Below are 14,592 nucleotides of genomic sequence, written 5' to 3'. Positions count from 1 at the left end.
GCGGCCTAAGTAGCGCCCGGGCCACGGTATCGAAAGCAGGATTCTCCCGCGGCCTGGATCCATCCATGGGCGTGGCATTCGGGACGATGCGTTCTGTTGAGGAAGTCCCGCGCACCTCGCAATGGGAACGGCAAGCGAAAAGAGGCGAAACGGTGCCGAAAGTGTGCCCAGCCCCGCACTTGAAGGCCACCCGTTAACCAGCGAAAAACCCCGGAAACCCCTAAAACAAGGGGCTGTCCGGGGTTTATCCCGAGCTTCCTATCAGAATCGAACTGATGACCTTTTCATTACGAGTGAAACGCTCTACCGACTGAGCTAAGGAAGCACCGCGTGAAATTTCCCGGCGGAGCCGGTCCCTTCATGCAAGAGTCAACTGTAATAGAGTCTCCTCGCCCCGGTCAAAATGGGGCCTGCCCAAGGCGTTGGAGTGGTCAGCAGACCGTGTTGTCGGCCGGAAGCTTGCCGCCGACCAGGTAGTTGTCCACCGCGTCATCCAGGCAGCTGTTGGCGCGGCCGTAAGCGGTATGCCCTTCGCCGCGCCAGGTCAGCAGCGAAGCATTCCCCAACTGCTTGCGCAGCGACGCCGCCCAGTCGACAGGGGTGGCTGGATCACCCGTAGTGCCGACGACCACGATGGGGGAACCTCCGCTGTATTCCACAGGAGCGGGCGTACGCACGTTCTTGTAGGGCCAGTCAGCGCAGGTGGTCCCGCCGTAGGCGAAGTAGTAGCCGAGGGTGGGGGAGTCCTGTTCCAACCGCTTTTCTTCGGCGCGCATGCCTGCGGTGTCGGAGACCATGGGGTAGTCGAGGCAGTTGATCGCGTTGAACGCGAACGTCGAATTGGACGTGTACTTTCCGTCGGGCCCGCGGTCTGCCCCAAGATCGGCAAGCCTGAGCATGAGGCTGACGTCTCCGGACATCGCAGCCTCAAGTGCCTGGGTAAGGGCGGGCCAGCTCTGGTCGTTGTAAAGCGGGGTGATGAGCCCGCTGACGAACATGGTGGCATTTACCAGGCGCCCGTCTTTCGCGGTGCGGGGTGTCTGCTCGACGGCGGCGATGAGGTCCCGGATCTGCTGTACTCCGGAATCCACGTCCCCGCTCAGGGGACATTTGCCCTGCTTCTGGCAGTTGGCCACGTAGCTGTGGAGCGCTTTCTCGAACGCGCGGGCCTGCCCGCTGGTCAGGTCCTCATTGCTGATGGATGGGTCGAGGGCTCCGTCGAGGACCATCCGGCCCACGTTGTCCGGGAAGAGCGAAGCGTAGGTGGAACCCAGGAACGTGCCATAGGAGTAGCCCAAGTAGTTCAGCTTGGCGTCGTTTACCACGGCGCGGAGAACATCCAGGTCCTTGGCTGCGCTCACGGTGTCGATGTGCCCCAGAACGGGGCCCGTTTGTGCAGCGCACTGGGCGGCAATTGCCTTGTTGTCAGCCAGGGCCGCCGCCAGTCCGGAATCGGTCTGGAGGGCATAGATCTTCGCCCGGGCTGCGTCACGTTCCGCGTCTGTCATGCATGTGACAGGAGCGGACCGTTTCACGCCGCGCGGATCGAATCCCACAAGGTCGTAGGCGTTGCGGACGGCAGCGGAAAAATGGGTTGACGCCGCGTCCTTGACAAAGTCGTACCCGGATGCGCCCGGACCGCCGGGATTAACCAGGAGGCTGCCGGTCTTCTTGCCCGTGCTGGGTGCCCGCAGCGCGGCAAGCTGGATGGTGTCACCGCCGGGGTTGGCGTAGTCCATGGGGACGGTCACCTTGGCGCACTGGAATTCCCCCTCACAGGGCTGCCACACGACCTCCTGCGAGTAGAACTTTTCCAGTCCGGCAGGCGCGGACGCGACGATGGAGGGATCGGCCTTGGCGGTGGCCGCCTGCGGCGGGTTCTTGTCGCCGCTGTTGAGCAGGCTGCATGAGGCCAGGACCATAGCCAGGACCATGGCACCGAGGGCGCGGACTGTGACTGCAAGGGACCTGGGTGGCGCGGGCAGGGGGCGGGCAGTCATCGGGTCTCCTTGGAAGGCTGGATCAGGCTGGCCGCCATGGACTCAATGGTCAGCAGCGGGGCTACGTTGGTGGTGGTGATACGTTCACGGGCCTTGTTGATGGCGTCCATGCGGGCCAGCGTTGTCTCGGCAGTGCTGCGGGCGGCGAATTCCTCCAGCTCGCTCCTCAGTTCAAGGTTGACCAATTCCACCGCGTTCCCGAGCTGGATGATCAGTACGTCCCGGTAGAAGGACAGCAGGTCCGTGAGCGTGCGGTCCAACGAGTCCGTGATGGACCTCTTGGCCCGCCGCTTCTGGTCGTCCTCGAGCTGCTTCACCTGGCTGCGCATGGCCGGCGGCAGCGTCCCGGACTCGGGTGCCCCAAGGGTGGCCAACAGCGCGGCCTTCTCTGCGGCGTCCCGTTCCTCATTGGAGCTGTTGGCCTCCGCGGTGGCGATCTTGACCAGCTTGTCCGCCATCATGACCGCAGCCGTGACACCGCGCAGCCCGAGCGGAAAGCGGACTGTCTCCAGCCGCCGTTCCCGTGCTGCGGGATCCCGTGCCAGCCGGCGGGCGATGCCCACGTGGCTTTGCGCTGCCCGGGCAGCCTGTTCGGCGAGGGCCGGGTCAACGCCGTCGCGCCGGACCAGCAGGGCTGCAACATCGGCCGCAGGCGGCAGCCGCAGGGCGACGCTGCGGCAGCGGGACCGGATGGTGACCAGGACATCGGCCGGGGAGGGCGCACACAGCATCCACACCGTCCGGGGCGTGGGTTCCTCGATGGCCTTGAGCAGTACATTGGTGGTGCGTTCGGCCATGCGGTCCGCGTCCTCCACCACGATGATCCGCCAGCGCCCCGACGACGGCCGGTTTCCGGCTGCAGCCACCAGTTCCCTGGCCTCGTCGATGGTGATGGTGACTTTTTCGGTACGCACGAAAGTCACGTCGGAGTGGGTTTCGCCCAGGATCGTGTGGCAGGCGTGGCACTGTCCGCACCCGCGCAGGCTCACGTCCTCCTGGTCGCAGTTCAGCGCCGCTGCGAAGGCTTTGGCGGCGTTCGAGCGCCCGGAGCCGGGCGGCCCGGTAAACAGCCAGGCATGGGTGAGGCTGTCGCTGCCGGCGGCCTGGCGCAGCTGCTCGACGACGGCCGGCTGGCCCTGAAGGTCATCCCAGACGGTCATGGCCTGCTGCCCTTTACACCGGCTTCCGGGACTGCCGGTGCAGTTTCCTTCCCTTCTGCCGGGACAGGAGTACCGAGCAGGACATCAACCCGGGCGAGGATTCGCCCCGCCAGTTCATCGACCGGCAACTGGGCAGGGAGAACCAGGTATGCGGCTGGGCGGTCCGCTGCGAGGCTGAGGAAAGCGTCGCGGATGCGGATGTGGAACTCGTCCGCCTCCGACTCGAGGCGGTCTTCGGCCGACTGGCCGGCGGTGCGGCGCCGCCGCCCCAGCTGCGGATCAACGTCGAGGAGGACAGTAAGGTGTGGCTGGAGGCCCGAGGTGGCCCACTCATTGAGCGACTGCACTGCGTCCTGGCCGAGGCCGCGGCCCGCGCCCTGATACGCCACGGACGAGTCGATGTACCGGTCTGTCAGGACGATGTCGCCGCGGGCAAGTGCCGGGCGGATGACCTGCGTGGCGTGGGCCGCGCGGGAAGCGGCAAAGATGAGGGCTTCGGTGTGGGCATCGATCTCGCCGTTGCCGTGGTCCAGCACCAGCGAGCGCAGTTTTTCGCCAACAGGGGTTCCGCCGGGCTCCCGGGTGCGGAGCACGGTGTAGCCACGGGACTCCAGTGATCCCGCGAGCCGGGCCGCCTGGGTGGACTTGCCGGCGCCATCGCCACCTTCGAATGCGATGAATACCCCGGCCTTCTGTTTGTTCACTTCTCAAGCCTACCGAGGCATAGCGACATTTTTGGCCTTGGTACATACCCTGTGCAGGACGGGTGGATGTACCGGCGTCCACAAAGCGACACTGCTTTCCGGCCTAATCGGCAGGAACAGTAATCTTTTGAGCATGAGTCTTTCCGAGCACCAGGCCGCGTCCCTTTCACCCGAGACTGTGGTGGTGGCGGCTGGGCGTCCGCCGCGGGAAAGGGACCAGCCGGTCAATCCGCCCATTACCCTTTCCTCCACCTACTTCGGGACGGGTCCGCTCGGCGACGGCGACCGGGGTTACGGCCGCTACTCCAACCCCACCTGGGATCCCTTCGAAGAGGCGCTGGGCCAGCTGGAAGGTTCCGCGCTGCCCGGCCTGCTTTACGCCTCTGGTCTGGCGGCGGTCAATTCGGCGCTGTCCCTGGTTCCTGCCGGCGGCGTGCTGGTCATGCCCAACCACAGCTACTCCGGTTCCCTGGTGATGGCCTCGGAACTCGCCCAAAAGGGCTTCATCGAGCTCCGGACCGTTGACATTGCCGATACCGACGCCGTCAAGGAAGCACTCACTCCGGGCGGCCCGTCGGGCAAAGCCGCGTCCATGCTCTGGCTGGAGAGCCCCACCAACCCCATGCTGGGCATTGCAGACATGACGGCCGTGGCAGCGGCCGCACACGCGGCAGGCGCGGTTGTTGTCACAGACAACACCTTCTCCACACCCTTGGTGCAGCAACCCCTGTTGCTCGGATCCGACGTCGTCCTCCATTCGGTGACCAAGTATCTGGCCGGCCACTCCGACGTCGTCCTCGGTGCGCTGGTCACCTCCAACCCGGAGATCCGGGCCGCCCTGCTCCACCACCGCATCATCCATGGCGCCATCGCCGGTCCCTTCGAAGCGTGGCTGGCGCTGCGCGGGCTGCGGACCCTCGCGCTGAGGGTGGAACGGTCCCAGGAGTCATCCATGGTCCTGGCCGAACGCCTTGCCACGCACCCCGCCATCGAATCCATCCGGTTCCCCGGCCTCAGCACCGATCCCGGGCACATCCGCGCCAAGGAGCAGATGAAGGGGTTCGGCTCCATAATCTGCATCCAGGTGGCCCCTGCGGCAGGCCTGAGCGGGGCCGACGCCGCCGACAAACTGGTGCAGGCGCTTGGCCTCTGGCTGCCCGCCACCTCCCTTGGCGGCGTCGAGTCCCTGATCGAACGCCGGCGCCGGCACTCGGCCGAACCCGCCAGCGTGCCGGAGAACCTGGTGCGCCTGAGCGTTGGGGTGGAAAACGTTGAGGACCTTTGGGCCGACCTGAAGCAGGCGCTGGACACGCTGGACGGCTAGGCTGGGCTTGTGGACGGTCGAATAATCATTGCGTACGTAGAACAGGCAGTGTTCTTCATCCTCGGCCTCGTGGCCCTGGGGCTTGAGTTGTGGGCGTTTGTCGACTGTGCCCGGCACAAACCGAACGCCTTCGAAGCGACCGGCAAGCGGACCAAGACGTTCTGGCTCGCCCTCACCGGCGCTTCGGCATTGGTTGGCGTCATTTCGCTGTTCGGGGCCGGCGGAGGCCTCTTCAGCACCCTCGGCCTGTTCGGACTGGCGGCAGTGGTTGCCGCCTCCGTCTACCTTGCCGATGTCCGGCCGGCCGTAAAGGACGCAGGCCGCGGCGGCAGCCGCAACATGGGTCCCTACGGCCCCTGGTGATCCCCACCGGCTCCCTCCGCTAAGCAAGGTCGCGCAGGGATCCCTGCCAGCGTGGGCACAGGAACGCCTAATCCAGGGGCGCCACAGACTCCCAATCCACCGTCAGCTCACCCAGCCGCCAACGGGCCGGACCGTCCTGGACGGGCCACCCGGCATCGCGCAGGCTCCGGCACATGCCCACCCAGCGTTGTCTGTTGCCAAAGGATGCAAGCGGCGCACTCTCAAGCCACGCACGGTCCATTGCCTGCAGGAAGGCATGAATCCGTTCACCGGGGACGTTTCGGTGGATCAGTGCCTTGGGAAGCCGTTCGGCCACGACTGAAGGCAGGTCGAAGCTTCCGAACCGGACCGCTATGCCCAGGGACAACGGCCGGTCCTGGTCGAGTGCAACCCAGGTCACGCGCCGTCCGATCTCGTCGCACGTACCGTCGACGAACAGCCCATCAGGGGCCAGCCGGTCCTGCACCAGCCGCCAGATACCGGGAACATCGTCCTCCTCATACTGACGGAGGACATTGAATGCCCGGACCAGTACAGGGCGCCCCGGGACGGGCAGTTCAAAGCCGCCCACGTGGAAGGTCAGCCCGGGCCGCTGCAGCGGAAGTGCCGCACGGACCCGGTCCGGCTCAATTTCGATTCCGCAGACCTTGACGTCCGGGCGGATCACGGCGAGCCTTTCATGAAGTTCGACGGCGGTGGCCGGCGTTGCGCCGTAGCCCAGGTCCACGACCAGAGGGTCTGATGCGCGCCGCAGCCGCCAGGCCTGGGGCCCGGTCAGCCAGCGGTCCACCCGGCGCATGCGGTTGGGATTGGTGGTGCCGCGGGTTACGTTGCCCACCGGGCGCCCTTGCCTGGCATCGGATGTCCTGCCGGAAAGTTGCGGGGCGTTGACCCGTTCAGCCTTTTGAACCACCGCCCCACCCTATCGCCAGGGCGGGGGAGGGGCCGCAATCGCAGGGGTCCCGGATCGCCCGGCCTTGTAACGCTGGGCGGCCCGCAACGCTGCTCGGCTAGGATGAAAATCATGACTTACAAGCTGATTCTGCTGCGCCACGGCCACAGCGAATGGAACGCAAAGAACCTGTTCACCGGCTGGGTGGACGTCGACCTGAACGACCAGGGGCGCGCGGAAGCAGCGCGTGGCGGTGAACTGCTGGTGGAAAACAACATCCTGCCGGACATTCTCTACACCTCCCTGCTGAAGCGGGCCATCAACACCGCCAACATTGCCCTGGACAAAGCCGACCGCGGCTGGATCCCGGTCAAGCGTGACTGGCGCCTTAACGAACGCCACTACGGGGCCCTGCAGGGCAAGGACAAGGCGCAGACCCTGGCCGAGTTCGGTGAAGAGCAGTTCATGGAATGGCGCCGCTCCTATGACACCCCGCCGCCGCCCCTGTCCGATGACTCCGAGTTCTCGCAGGCCCATGACCCCCGTTATGCGGACCTGGGGGACGCCCTCCCGCGCACCGAGTGCCTGAAGGATGTCCTGGTGCGCCTCCTCCCGTACTGGGAATCGGACATCAAGGAAGACCTCAAGGCCGGCAAGACCGTCCTGGTCACGGCCCACGGCAACTCGCTCCGTGCGCTGGTGAAGCACCTTGACGGCATCAGTGACGAGGCGATCGCCGGCCTCAACATCCCCACCGGCATCCCGCTGGTCTACGAACTGGATGAGGACTTCCAGCCGGTCAAGCCCGGCGGCACCTACCTCGATCCCGAGGCCGCCGAGCAGGCCATTCTTGCGGTGGCCAACCAGGGCAAGAAGTAAGACTTCGCGGTTCTTCGCCGGGTGCTCGGTCGTTCCTCCCTTAGACGCACTCCGGCCGAAGAACGCGCTGCGTCAAATGTGAAACGACGACGGCGGGCTGGTCACCTTGGTGACCAGCCCGCCGTCGGTTTTTACCCGAAGTGGGATCAGCTGTGCTCAGTGGCGTTCGGCTGCCACGCACCGGTGACCAGATAGGTCACCTTCTGGGCAACGGAAACGCCATGGTCCGCGAACCGCTCGAAGTAGCGGCTTGCGAGGGCCACGTCCACGGTGGTGGCGGGGGACTCGGACCATTCGGGAGCAGCGATGGCCTTGAAGACGCTCAGGTGCAGATCGTTGATGGCCGTATTGGCCTTCAGGATGTCCCGGGCCACCTCCAGGTCGCGGCTCTCCAGCAGGACCGTCAGCTTGTCGGCGATCTCCTGGTCCAGTTCGGCCATCTTGTTGAAGGTCTCCGTCATGGACGCCGGAATCACGGTGGAGGGGTAGCGGAGGCGGGCGAGCTGGGCGATGTGGCGAGCCAGGTCGCCCATCCGCTCCAGGGACGCGCTCATCCGGAGGGAACCCACGATCATGCGCAGGTCGCTGGCGACGGGACCCTGCAGCGCCAGGATGTCGATGGCCCGCTCATCAAGGCTGTTCTGCAGGAAGTCAATGCGCGCATCGGCTGCGATGACATCCTGGGCGAGGTCCACGTCCGCCACCTGGAATGAGGTGGTGGCCTTGTCCATCGCTTCGCTGACGAGCCGGGAAATCTCCACCAGCTGGTCACCGACCTGGGTGAGTTCTTCCTGAAAAACCTTACGCACGTAGGCGTCCTTTCCTTGGAACTCCCGCCGGCCGCTCCAGGGCAGCAGGAATCGTGTCGCCGATGGGCGCTCTAACCACACACTTTGTCATCGCCCGGTAAACGATTATGCCCACACAGATGAACGTTAGTTGAACCGTTTGCCCGAAGCACCCCCAGGCGGCGGGGCGCGGCAGCCATGAGCATAAAGTGGAGCTGTGGATCCTATGCTCATTGGTCTGGTTGCCGGCCTTATCGGCCTGGCGCTTGGCACCTTCGGCGTGCTTGCCTACAGGGTCAGCGAGAAGCAGCGCGAGTTGCTGGACGTCGACGCGGGAGAACCCGCCCTGCCGGCGGGCGCTGCGGAGGTGCTGGCCGTCGTCGGACGCGCCTTTGTGGTGCTGGACGACGTCGACGGCGTGGTCCGTGCCAGCCCCGCAGCGTATGCGTACGGCCTGGTCCGCGGGCACACCGTGGTGCACAAGGAACTCCTGGACATGACGGCCGGTGTCCGGCGCGACGGCGTCATCCTGGAAAAGCAGCTGGAGCTTCCCCGGGGTCCGCTTGGGCAGGGGACCATCATCGTCCAGGTCCGGGCGGCCATGCTGGGTGAGGAATACATCCTCCTCCTGGCCGATGACCGTACCGAGATTACGCGGACCGAAGAGATCCGCAACGACTTCGTCGCCAACGTATCGCACGAATTGAAGACTCCGGTGGGTGCCATCTCCCTGCTGGCCGAGGCGCTTGAATCCTCGGCGGACGACGCGGAAGCCGTACGCCGCTTCGCCAAGCGCATGCATAAGGAGTCGGCCAGGCTTGCCGCCCTGGTCCAGGACATCATCGAACTTTCCCGCCTGCAGGGTGCCAGCGTCACCCAGCAAGGCGGTCCCGTGGACATTAATGCCGTCATCGCGGAGGCCGTGGACCGGTCCCAGCTTCCCGCGGAGAGCAAGAACATCAGCATCGTGGTGGGTGGGCGCACCGACGGCAAGGTGTTCGGCGACCAGGACCTGCTGGTGACCGCGCTGCGGAACCTGATCGACAACGCGATCCGCTATTCACCGGCCAACACCCGGGTGGGAATCGGGGTACGGTCCCGGGAAGGCCTGGTCTCCATCTCTGTGACGGACCAGGGGGAGGGGCTTAGCCCCGAGGACCAGGAGCGCGTCTTCGAACGTTTCTACCGGGTGGATGCCGCCCGGTCGCGCCACACCGGCGGCACCGGACTGGGGCTGAGCATCGTCAAGCATGTGGCCTCCAACCACGGCGGCGAGGTGACGCTGTGGTCCCAGCCCGGGCAGGGGTCCACCTTCACCCTCCGGCTGCCCGAGATGGAAGGGCAGGACAACGACGCCGGCACCCAGGCTTCGGAAGCGGCGGCGCTGGTGGTCGCGCGGGAGACACCCGACCCGCCAACTCTTACCCAGGTACCCCGCGCCGCCGGCGCAACAGAACCGGGCGCTACAGAACAAGGAGCTAACGCTTGAGCAGGATCTTGATTGTGGAGGACGAGGAATCGTTCAGCGACCCCTTGTCGTATTTGCTGGGCAAGGAAGGGTTCGAGGTTGAGGTGGTGGATAACGGCCTTGACGCCATCACCGAGTTCGACCGCAACGGTGCCGACCTGGTGTTGCTCGACCTGCAGCTCCCCGGCCTGTCCGGCACGGAGGTATGCCGCCAGCTGCGCCAGCGATCGAGCGTTCCCGTGATCATGCTGACCGCCAAGGACTCCGAGATCGACAAAGTCGTGGGCCTGGAGCTCGGCGCCGATGACTACGTGACCAAGCCGTACTCCTCCCGTGAGCTGGTGGCCAGGGTCCGGGCTGTGCTGCGGCGCCAGGGCGAGCCGGAGGAGCTGGTCTCTTCAACGGTCCAGGCGGGCCCGGTCCGCATGGACATTGAGCGCCACGTGGTGAGTGTGGACGGCGAGCAGGTCCTGCTTCCTTTGAAGGAGTTTGAGCTCCTGGAGATGCTGCTCCGGAACTCGGGCCGCGTACTCACCCGCGGCCAGCTGATCGACCGGGTGTGGGGTTCCGATTACGTGGGCGACACCAAGACCCTGGACGTCCACGTAAAGCGCCTGCGGGGCAAGATTGAACCGGATCCATCCGCTCCCCGCTACCTGGTTACCGTCCGCGGCCTGGGGTACAAGTTCGAGCCGTAAACCGGCAGCGGAGAGCGGACACAGCAAAAAGGGAGGAGCCGCCGGCTCCTCCCTTTTTGCTGTGTCCCTACGGACCGTGCTGGCTTTAGCGGCCTGTTGCGGTAGCCGAGGCCGTTGCGCTGGCGCTCGAGGTTGCGCCTGCGCTTGCAGAAGCGGACGACGACGGCGTGGCCGTTGCCGAGGCGCTGGGGGTAGGCACGTAGTCCTTGTACTCCTTCAAGGTGGCGTCCAGGACGGGAACCTTGACCGTGTTGCTGACGTTTGTACCGTTCTCGCTGATCTTGACGTCCACCATGGAGCCTGGCTTGCCGCCGGTGGTGCTCAGAATGGCGGCGTCGGACTTGTCATTGAGCAGCGTGTAGGAGTTGGCTTTCACCGGGACCTGGGTCTGCGAGCCCTTTGCGCCATTGACCGTAAGCGTGACGTCCTTCGAGGAGGAGTTGTAAACGGCACCGATCAGGCGGCCTGGCTCGTCTTCGCCGTTGGAGACGATGAGGATGTTCCGCAACTGCAGGGGACCGAGGTCCGTCCGGATGCCGTCCGAGGCGGAGTACTGGTGGCTGGTCTGCTGGGGCGTGATGTAACCGCAGCCCGCTGTCAGCAGGCTGGCGCCAAGGGCAGCCGCCGTCAGTGCCAGTTTGCCGCGCTGGGCCCGGTTCATCGCAGTGGAACGCACGTCACGTACTCCTCAAGAAATTTGAAGTCTTTTTCAGCCATAGCCTATCCGTAAAGAGCGCCAAACGAGGATTCGGTGCCGTCACAACCCCCGTGGGAACGCTCACCCGATGCACTAATCCGTGCATCCGTCAAGGGGGTGGAGGGGGTGGATTGGGCCATTTTTCCGCGTATTTTCGCGGTTGAGGGGCCGTTCTCCGGCCGGTCATATGCCTGAATCGTGATAAACTGGTCTGCGGGAAAGGGGAAATGTCCACATGGTATTTGAGGTCGGCGAGACAGTAGTTTACCCTCACCACGGTGCTGCGAAGATTGAAGAAATCAAGATGCGCACCATCAAGGGCGAAGAGAAAATGTATCTCAAGCTCAAGGTGGCCCAGGGTGATCTGACCATTGAAGTTCCAGCAGAGAACGTTGACCTTGTTGGGGTCCGGGACGTAGTGGGCAAGGAAGGCCTGGAGCACGTGTTTGATGTGCTTCGTGCCGAGTTCACCGAGGAACCCACCAACTGGTCGCGCAGGTACAAGGCAAACCTGGAGAAGCTTGCTTCCGGTGACGTCATCAAGGTTGCAGAGGTTGTTCGCGACCTGTGGCGCCGGGATCACGATCGGGGCCTTTCCGCAGGCGAGAAGCGTATGCTGGCCAAGGCCCGCCAGATTCTGATTTCAGAACTGGCGCTGGCTGAGAAGACCGACGAGGAGAAGGCTGCAAGCGTTCTCGACGAGGTCCTGGCTTCCTAAGAATTGAGCCCCGGCGGCACGCAAGTGCTGCCGGGGCTTCTTTTTGCCCGGATTCGCTGCCTGCAACCGTGCAGTGTCGCGGGCACTCAACCTGGGCGCCGGCGTCGTAGGCTTGTCCGCATGAGTGATACACCTCCACGCCTGGCCGCGGCCGTTATCCTCGTGGCTGCCGGTTCAGGGCAACGCCTTGGCTATGGCATGCCCAAGGCTGCTGTGCCGCTCGGGGGCGAGCCGATCCTGATGCATGCCCTGCGGGGAATTGTCGCGTCAGGCATCGCCAGCCAGGTGTGCGTGGCGCTGCCCGCCGGCGACCAGGGACTGCGTCGCTTATGTGATGACTTCCGCGAGGAACTTGCCGACGGCGGTCCCCTCCTGACCCTTGTCGACGGCGGATCCACCCGGGCCGATTCAGTCCGTGCAGGCATTGCCGGGCTCATGGAGGGCATCGAAGCCGTGCTGGTCCACGACGCCGCGCGCGCGTTGACCCCCGAATCCGTCTTCCACCGGGTATCTGACGCACTGGCGGCCGGCGCCGATGCCGTCATCCCCGTGCTTCCCGTGGTGGACACCATCAAGACGGTGTCCACCACGGCGGGGGACAGCACCGCAGTTGCGCCCGAAGTTGTCACCGGCACTGCCCGCCGTGAAGAACTGCGCGCGGTGCAGACGCCGCAAGGGTTCACGATCAATACTCTTCTGCAGGCGCACCAGGCCGCGCAGGCCATGGACCAGGAGCAGGCGGCCGCCGTCACGGATGACGCCATGCTCGTCGAAGTGCTTGGCACGCCGGTCTATGCGGTCCGGGGATCAACGCAATCTTTGAAGATCACCACGCCCCTGGACCTGATCTTCGCCGAAGGGCTCCTGGAAGGCCCCCTCGGCGCCAGGTGGGTGGAGGGGTGAGCCCGGAGGTGACCCTTCCGCGCACGGGAGTGGGAATCGATGTCCATGCCTTGGCCCCGGAGGATGCTCCGCGCCCGCTCTGGCTCGGCGGCCTCCTGTGGCCCGGAGAACGGGGCCTGGCCGGCCATTCGGACGGCGACGCCGTGGCGCACGCTGCGGCAGATGCCCTGTTTTCGGCAGCCGGCATTGGTGACCTCGGCACCCACTTTGGTACCGACCGCCCGGAATTCGCCGGCGCTTCCGGCACCACCCTCCTCGCCGAAGCGGCAAGGATCGTCCGGGCCGCCGGTTTCGAGATCGGCAACGTAGCGGTCCAGTTCGTGGCCAACCGCCCCAAGTTCGGTCCACGGCGGGAAGAATCGCAGGAGGTTCTTTCGGACGCTGCAGGCGCACCGGTAAGCGTCACCGCCACTACCAGCGACGGCCTCGGATTCACCGGACGCGGTGAGGGCATTTCAGCGGTGGCCACCGCCCTGGTGTACCCGCGCCAGTCCTAAGGCATCAGTTAGTCTGGAGCGGTGACCCTGCGCTTCTATGACACCGCCTCCGCCGAAGTCCGGAACTTCATTCCCATCGACGAGGGCAAGGTCAGCCTGTATTACTGCGGTGCCACCGTGCAGGGCATGCCGCACGTGGGCCACATCCGTTCCGCAATCGCCTTCGACCAGCTCACCCGCTGGCTGCAATTCCGGGGCCTGCGCGTCACGGTAGTCCGGAACGTGACGGACATTGACGACAAGATCCTGGCCAAGTCCGAGGCCTCCTTCGCACCGGACTTCACCCCGGAATCCGGCGAGGTGCCCCGCGAAGAGTGGTGGGCGCTGGCGTACCGCTACGAGCGCGAGTTCCTCAAGGCCTACGACACCCTGGGTGTTTCCCGCCCCACCTACGAACCCAGGGCGACCGGCCACATCCCGGAGATGCACGCCCTGATCCAGCAGCTCATCGACCGCGGCCACGCCTACCCGGCACTGGACGGTTCCGGTGACGTCTATTTCGATGTCCGCTCCTGGGACAAGTACGGTGCCCTCACCCGGCAGAACATCGACGACATGCAGGCGGCGCCCGACGCCGATCCCCGCGGCAAGAAGGACCCCCGCGACTTCGCGCTGTGGAAGGGTTCCAAGGAAGGCGAGCCTGCCACCGCCAGCTGGACCTCCCCCTGGGGCGCGGGCCGGCCCGGCTGGCACCTGGAGTGCTCCGCCATGGTCACCAAATACCTCGGTACCGCTTTCGACATCCACGGTGGCGGCCTGGACCTGCGCTTCCCGCACCACGAAAACGAGATGGCCCAGTCCCAGGCGGCAGGCCACCCCTTCGCCAACTTCTGGATGCACAACGGCATGGTGACCTACCAGGGCGAGAAAATGTCCAAGTCCATCGGCAACACCATCAGCCCGGCGGAAATGCTGGAACTGGCGGCGCCCCGAGTGGTCCGCTACTACCTGGGCCAGGCCCACTACCGCTCCGTGCTGGACTACCGGCCCACCTCCCTGCAGGAGGCGGCGGCCGCCGTCGAACGCATTGACGGCTTCCTGGCCAAGGCCGCGGCCCGTTTTGGCGGCGACGGCGGACCGTCGGCCGGCAACAACGGCTCCTCGTCCCCGGGCATCGAAGCGTTCTGCGAAGCCATGGACGACGACCTCAACGTCCCGCGTGCCCTGGCAGCCCTGCACGAGACTGTCCGGGCAGGCAACACAGCCCTCGCTGAGGGCGATGACGACGCCGCACGGGATGCCATGCACGCCGTGGTCCTCATGACCGACGTGTTGGGATTGAACGCCGTCGCAGGCTCCGATGCGGTGAGCACCCGGGAGGCCGAAGCGCTGGGCGTACTCGTGGAGGCACAGCTTGCAGAGAGGGCAGCCGCCCGCGCTGACAAGGACTGGGCAAGGTCCGATGCCATCCGGGACACGCTCAACCAGGCCGGCGTGGTGGTGGAGGACGGGCCCGACGGGGCCACCTGGAGCCTCAAACGGGACTGAGCCCGGCCTGAAC

15 protein-coding genes and 1 tRNA gene are annotated in these 14,592 nt (G+C 65.5%); 9 read left to right on the top strand and 7 right to left on the bottom strand.

The window, feature by feature from the left end; all coding sequences use genetic code 11:
• Nucleotides 1-252: 252 nt before the first annotated feature.
• The 4 genes from J2X98_RS14405 to tmk form a co-directional block, all read right to left on the bottom strand.
• Nucleotides 253-325, bottom strand: a tRNA-Thr gene (locus tag J2X98_RS14405).
• A gap of 106 nt (nt 326-431) precedes the next feature.
• Nucleotides 432-2,000, bottom strand: coding sequence for an alpha/beta hydrolase (locus J2X98_RS14400; protein ID WP_307309374.1), 1,569 nt, complete (start codon nt 1,998-2,000; stop codon nt 432-434).
• The gene (locus J2X98_RS14395) at nt 1,997-3,160 is read right to left on the bottom strand and encodes a DNA polymerase III subunit delta' (RefSeq protein WP_307309371.1); all 1,164 of its coding nucleotides are present in this window, start codon (nt 3,158-3,160) and stop codon (nt 1,997-1,999) included. Before J2X98_RS14395 ends, J2X98_RS14400 begins: the two co-directional genes overlap by 4 nt.
• Entirely contained in the window at nt 3,157-3,864 is a 708-nt protein-coding gene (tmk, locus tag J2X98_RS14390; protein ID WP_141943678.1) for a dTMP kinase, read from the bottom strand. Before tmk ends, J2X98_RS14395 begins: the two co-directional genes overlap by 4 nt.
• A gap of 133 nt (nt 3,865-3,997) precedes the next feature.
• Here tmk and J2X98_RS14385 point away from each other — a divergent pair, with 133 nt between their 5' ends.
• Together J2X98_RS14385 and J2X98_RS14380 are read left to right on the top strand one after the other, a co-directional pair.
• On the top strand, nt 3,998-5,188 hold the full coding sequence (locus J2X98_RS14385) for a trans-sulfuration enzyme family protein (RefSeq protein ID WP_307309368.1): 1,191 nt from the start codon (nt 3,998-4,000) through the stop codon (nt 5,186-5,188).
• A gap of 9 nt (nt 5,189-5,197) precedes the next feature.
• Nucleotides 5,198-5,551, top strand: coding sequence for a DUF2516 family protein (locus tag J2X98_RS14380; RefSeq protein WP_307309365.1), 354 nt, complete (start codon nt 5,198-5,200; stop codon nt 5,549-5,551).
• A gap of 67 nt (nt 5,552-5,618) precedes the next feature.
• On the opposite strand, the gene J2X98_RS14375 is transcribed toward J2X98_RS14380, so the two are convergent.
• Nucleotides 5,619-6,464, bottom strand: a complete 846-nt coding sequence (locus tag J2X98_RS14375; protein WP_307309362.1) for a class I SAM-dependent methyltransferase — start codon at nt 6,462-6,464, stop codon at nt 5,619-5,621.
• 111 nt (nt 6,465-6,575) lie between these two features.
• Here J2X98_RS14375 and J2X98_RS14370 point away from each other — a divergent pair, with 111 nt between their 5' ends.
• Nucleotides 6,576-7,322, top strand: coding sequence for a phosphoglyceromutase (locus tag J2X98_RS14370; RefSeq protein WP_307309360.1), 747 nt, complete (start codon nt 6,576-6,578; stop codon nt 7,320-7,322).
• A gap of 146 nt (nt 7,323-7,468) precedes the next feature.
• On the opposite strand, the gene phoU is transcribed toward J2X98_RS14370, so the two are convergent.
• The gene (gene phoU, locus J2X98_RS14365; protein ID WP_141943667.1) at nt 7,469-8,131 is read right to left on the bottom strand and encodes a phosphate signaling complex protein PhoU; all 663 of its coding nucleotides are present in this window, start codon (nt 8,129-8,131) and stop codon (nt 7,469-7,471) included.
• A 205-nt stretch (nt 8,132-8,336) separates the two neighbouring features.
• Between phoU and J2X98_RS14360 the strand changes: the two genes are divergently transcribed.
• Both J2X98_RS14360 and J2X98_RS14355 read left to right on the top strand, forming a co-directional pair.
• Nucleotides 8,337-9,599: a sensor histidine kinase gene (locus tag J2X98_RS14360; RefSeq protein ID WP_307309533.1), complete on the top strand. Its 1,263-nt coding sequence runs from the start codon at nt 8,337-8,339 to the stop codon at nt 9,597-9,599.
• Nucleotides 9,596-10,276, top strand: a complete 681-nt coding sequence (locus tag J2X98_RS14355) for a response regulator transcription factor (protein WP_141943665.1) — start codon at nt 9,596-9,598, stop codon at nt 10,274-10,276. Before J2X98_RS14360 ends, J2X98_RS14355 begins: the two co-directional genes overlap by 4 nt.
• A gap of 85 nt (nt 10,277-10,361) precedes the next feature.
• Here J2X98_RS14355 and J2X98_RS14350 read toward each other — a convergent pair whose 3' ends face one another.
• Entirely contained in the window at nt 10,362-10,937 is a 576-nt protein-coding gene (locus J2X98_RS14350; protein WP_307309530.1) for a hypothetical protein, read from the bottom strand.
• Between the two features lie 271 nt (nt 10,938-11,208).
• On the opposite strand from J2X98_RS14350, the gene J2X98_RS14345 reads away from it, so the two are divergent.
• The 4 genes from J2X98_RS14345 to cysS all read left to right on the top strand — a co-directional run bounded on the left by J2X98_RS14345 (nt 11,209) and on the right by cysS (nt 14,579).
• Nucleotides 11,209-11,691 (top strand): CarD family transcriptional regulator, encoded by a 483-nt coding sequence (locus tag J2X98_RS14345; RefSeq protein WP_011690592.1) that lies wholly within the window; start codon nt 11,209-11,211, stop codon nt 11,689-11,691.
• Between the two features lie 120 nt (nt 11,692-11,811).
• Nucleotides 11,812-12,594 (top strand): 2-C-methyl-D-erythritol 4-phosphate cytidylyltransferase, encoded by a 783-nt coding sequence (gene ispD, locus J2X98_RS14340; RefSeq protein ID WP_141943663.1) that lies wholly within the window; start codon nt 11,812-11,814, stop codon nt 12,592-12,594.
• 8 nt (nt 12,595-12,602) lie between these two features.
• Nucleotides 12,603-13,091 carry a 2-C-methyl-D-erythritol 2,4-cyclodiphosphate synthase gene (ispF, locus tag J2X98_RS14335; RefSeq protein ID WP_373460895.1) on the top strand — a complete coding sequence of 163 codons (489 nt, stop codon included), beginning with the start codon at nt 12,603-12,605 and terminating at the stop codon, nt 13,089-13,091.
• 21 nt (nt 13,092-13,112) lie between these two features.
• Nucleotides 13,113-14,579, top strand: coding sequence for a cysteine--tRNA ligase (gene cysS, locus J2X98_RS14330; RefSeq protein WP_307309354.1), 1,467 nt, complete (start codon nt 13,113-13,115; stop codon nt 14,577-14,579).
• Nucleotides 14,580-14,592: the final 13 nt, after the last annotated feature.

It is taken from the genome of Pseudarthrobacter enclensis, assembly GCF_030811655.1.
Classification (GTDB): domain Bacteria; phylum Actinomycetota; class Actinomycetes; order Actinomycetales; family Micrococcaceae; genus Arthrobacter; species Arthrobacter enclensis_A.
The sequence above is the reverse complement of the archived record's forward strand: the minus strand, read 5'-3'. Positions and strand labels throughout refer to the sequence as shown.

What these genes read in the sequence shown, in the direction of transcription:
- J2X98_RS14350 (WP_307309530.1), bottom strand. Translation starts at nt 10,937, where the DNA reads ATGAACCGGGCCCAGCGCGGCAAACTGGCACTGACGGCGGCTGCCCTT.
- J2X98_RS14395 (WP_307309371.1), bottom strand. Translation starts at nt 3,160, where the DNA reads ATGACCGTCTGGGATGACCTTCAGGGCCAGCCGGCCGTCGTCGAGCAG.
- J2X98_RS14345 (WP_011690592.1), top strand. Translation starts at nt 11,209, where the DNA reads ATGGTATTTGAGGTCGGCGAGACAGTAGTTTACCCTCACCACGGTGCT.
- J2X98_RS14385 (WP_307309368.1), top strand. Translation starts at nt 3,998, where the DNA reads ATGAGTCTTTCCGAGCACCAGGCCGCGTCCCTTTCACCCGAGACTGTG.
- J2X98_RS14400 (WP_307309374.1), bottom strand. Translation starts at nt 2,000, where the DNA reads ATGACTGCCCGCCCCCTGCCCGCGCCACCCAGGTCCCTTGCAGTCACA.
- ispD (WP_141943663.1), top strand. Translation starts at nt 11,812, where the DNA reads ATGAGTGATACACCTCCACGCCTGGCCGCGGCCGTTATCCTCGTGGCT.
- J2X98_RS14370 (WP_307309360.1), top strand. Translation starts at nt 6,576, where the DNA reads ATGACTTACAAGCTGATTCTGCTGCGCCACGGCCACAGCGAATGGAAC.
- J2X98_RS14360 (WP_307309533.1), top strand. Translation starts at nt 8,337, where the DNA reads ATGCTCATTGGTCTGGTTGCCGGCCTTATCGGCCTGGCGCTTGGCACC.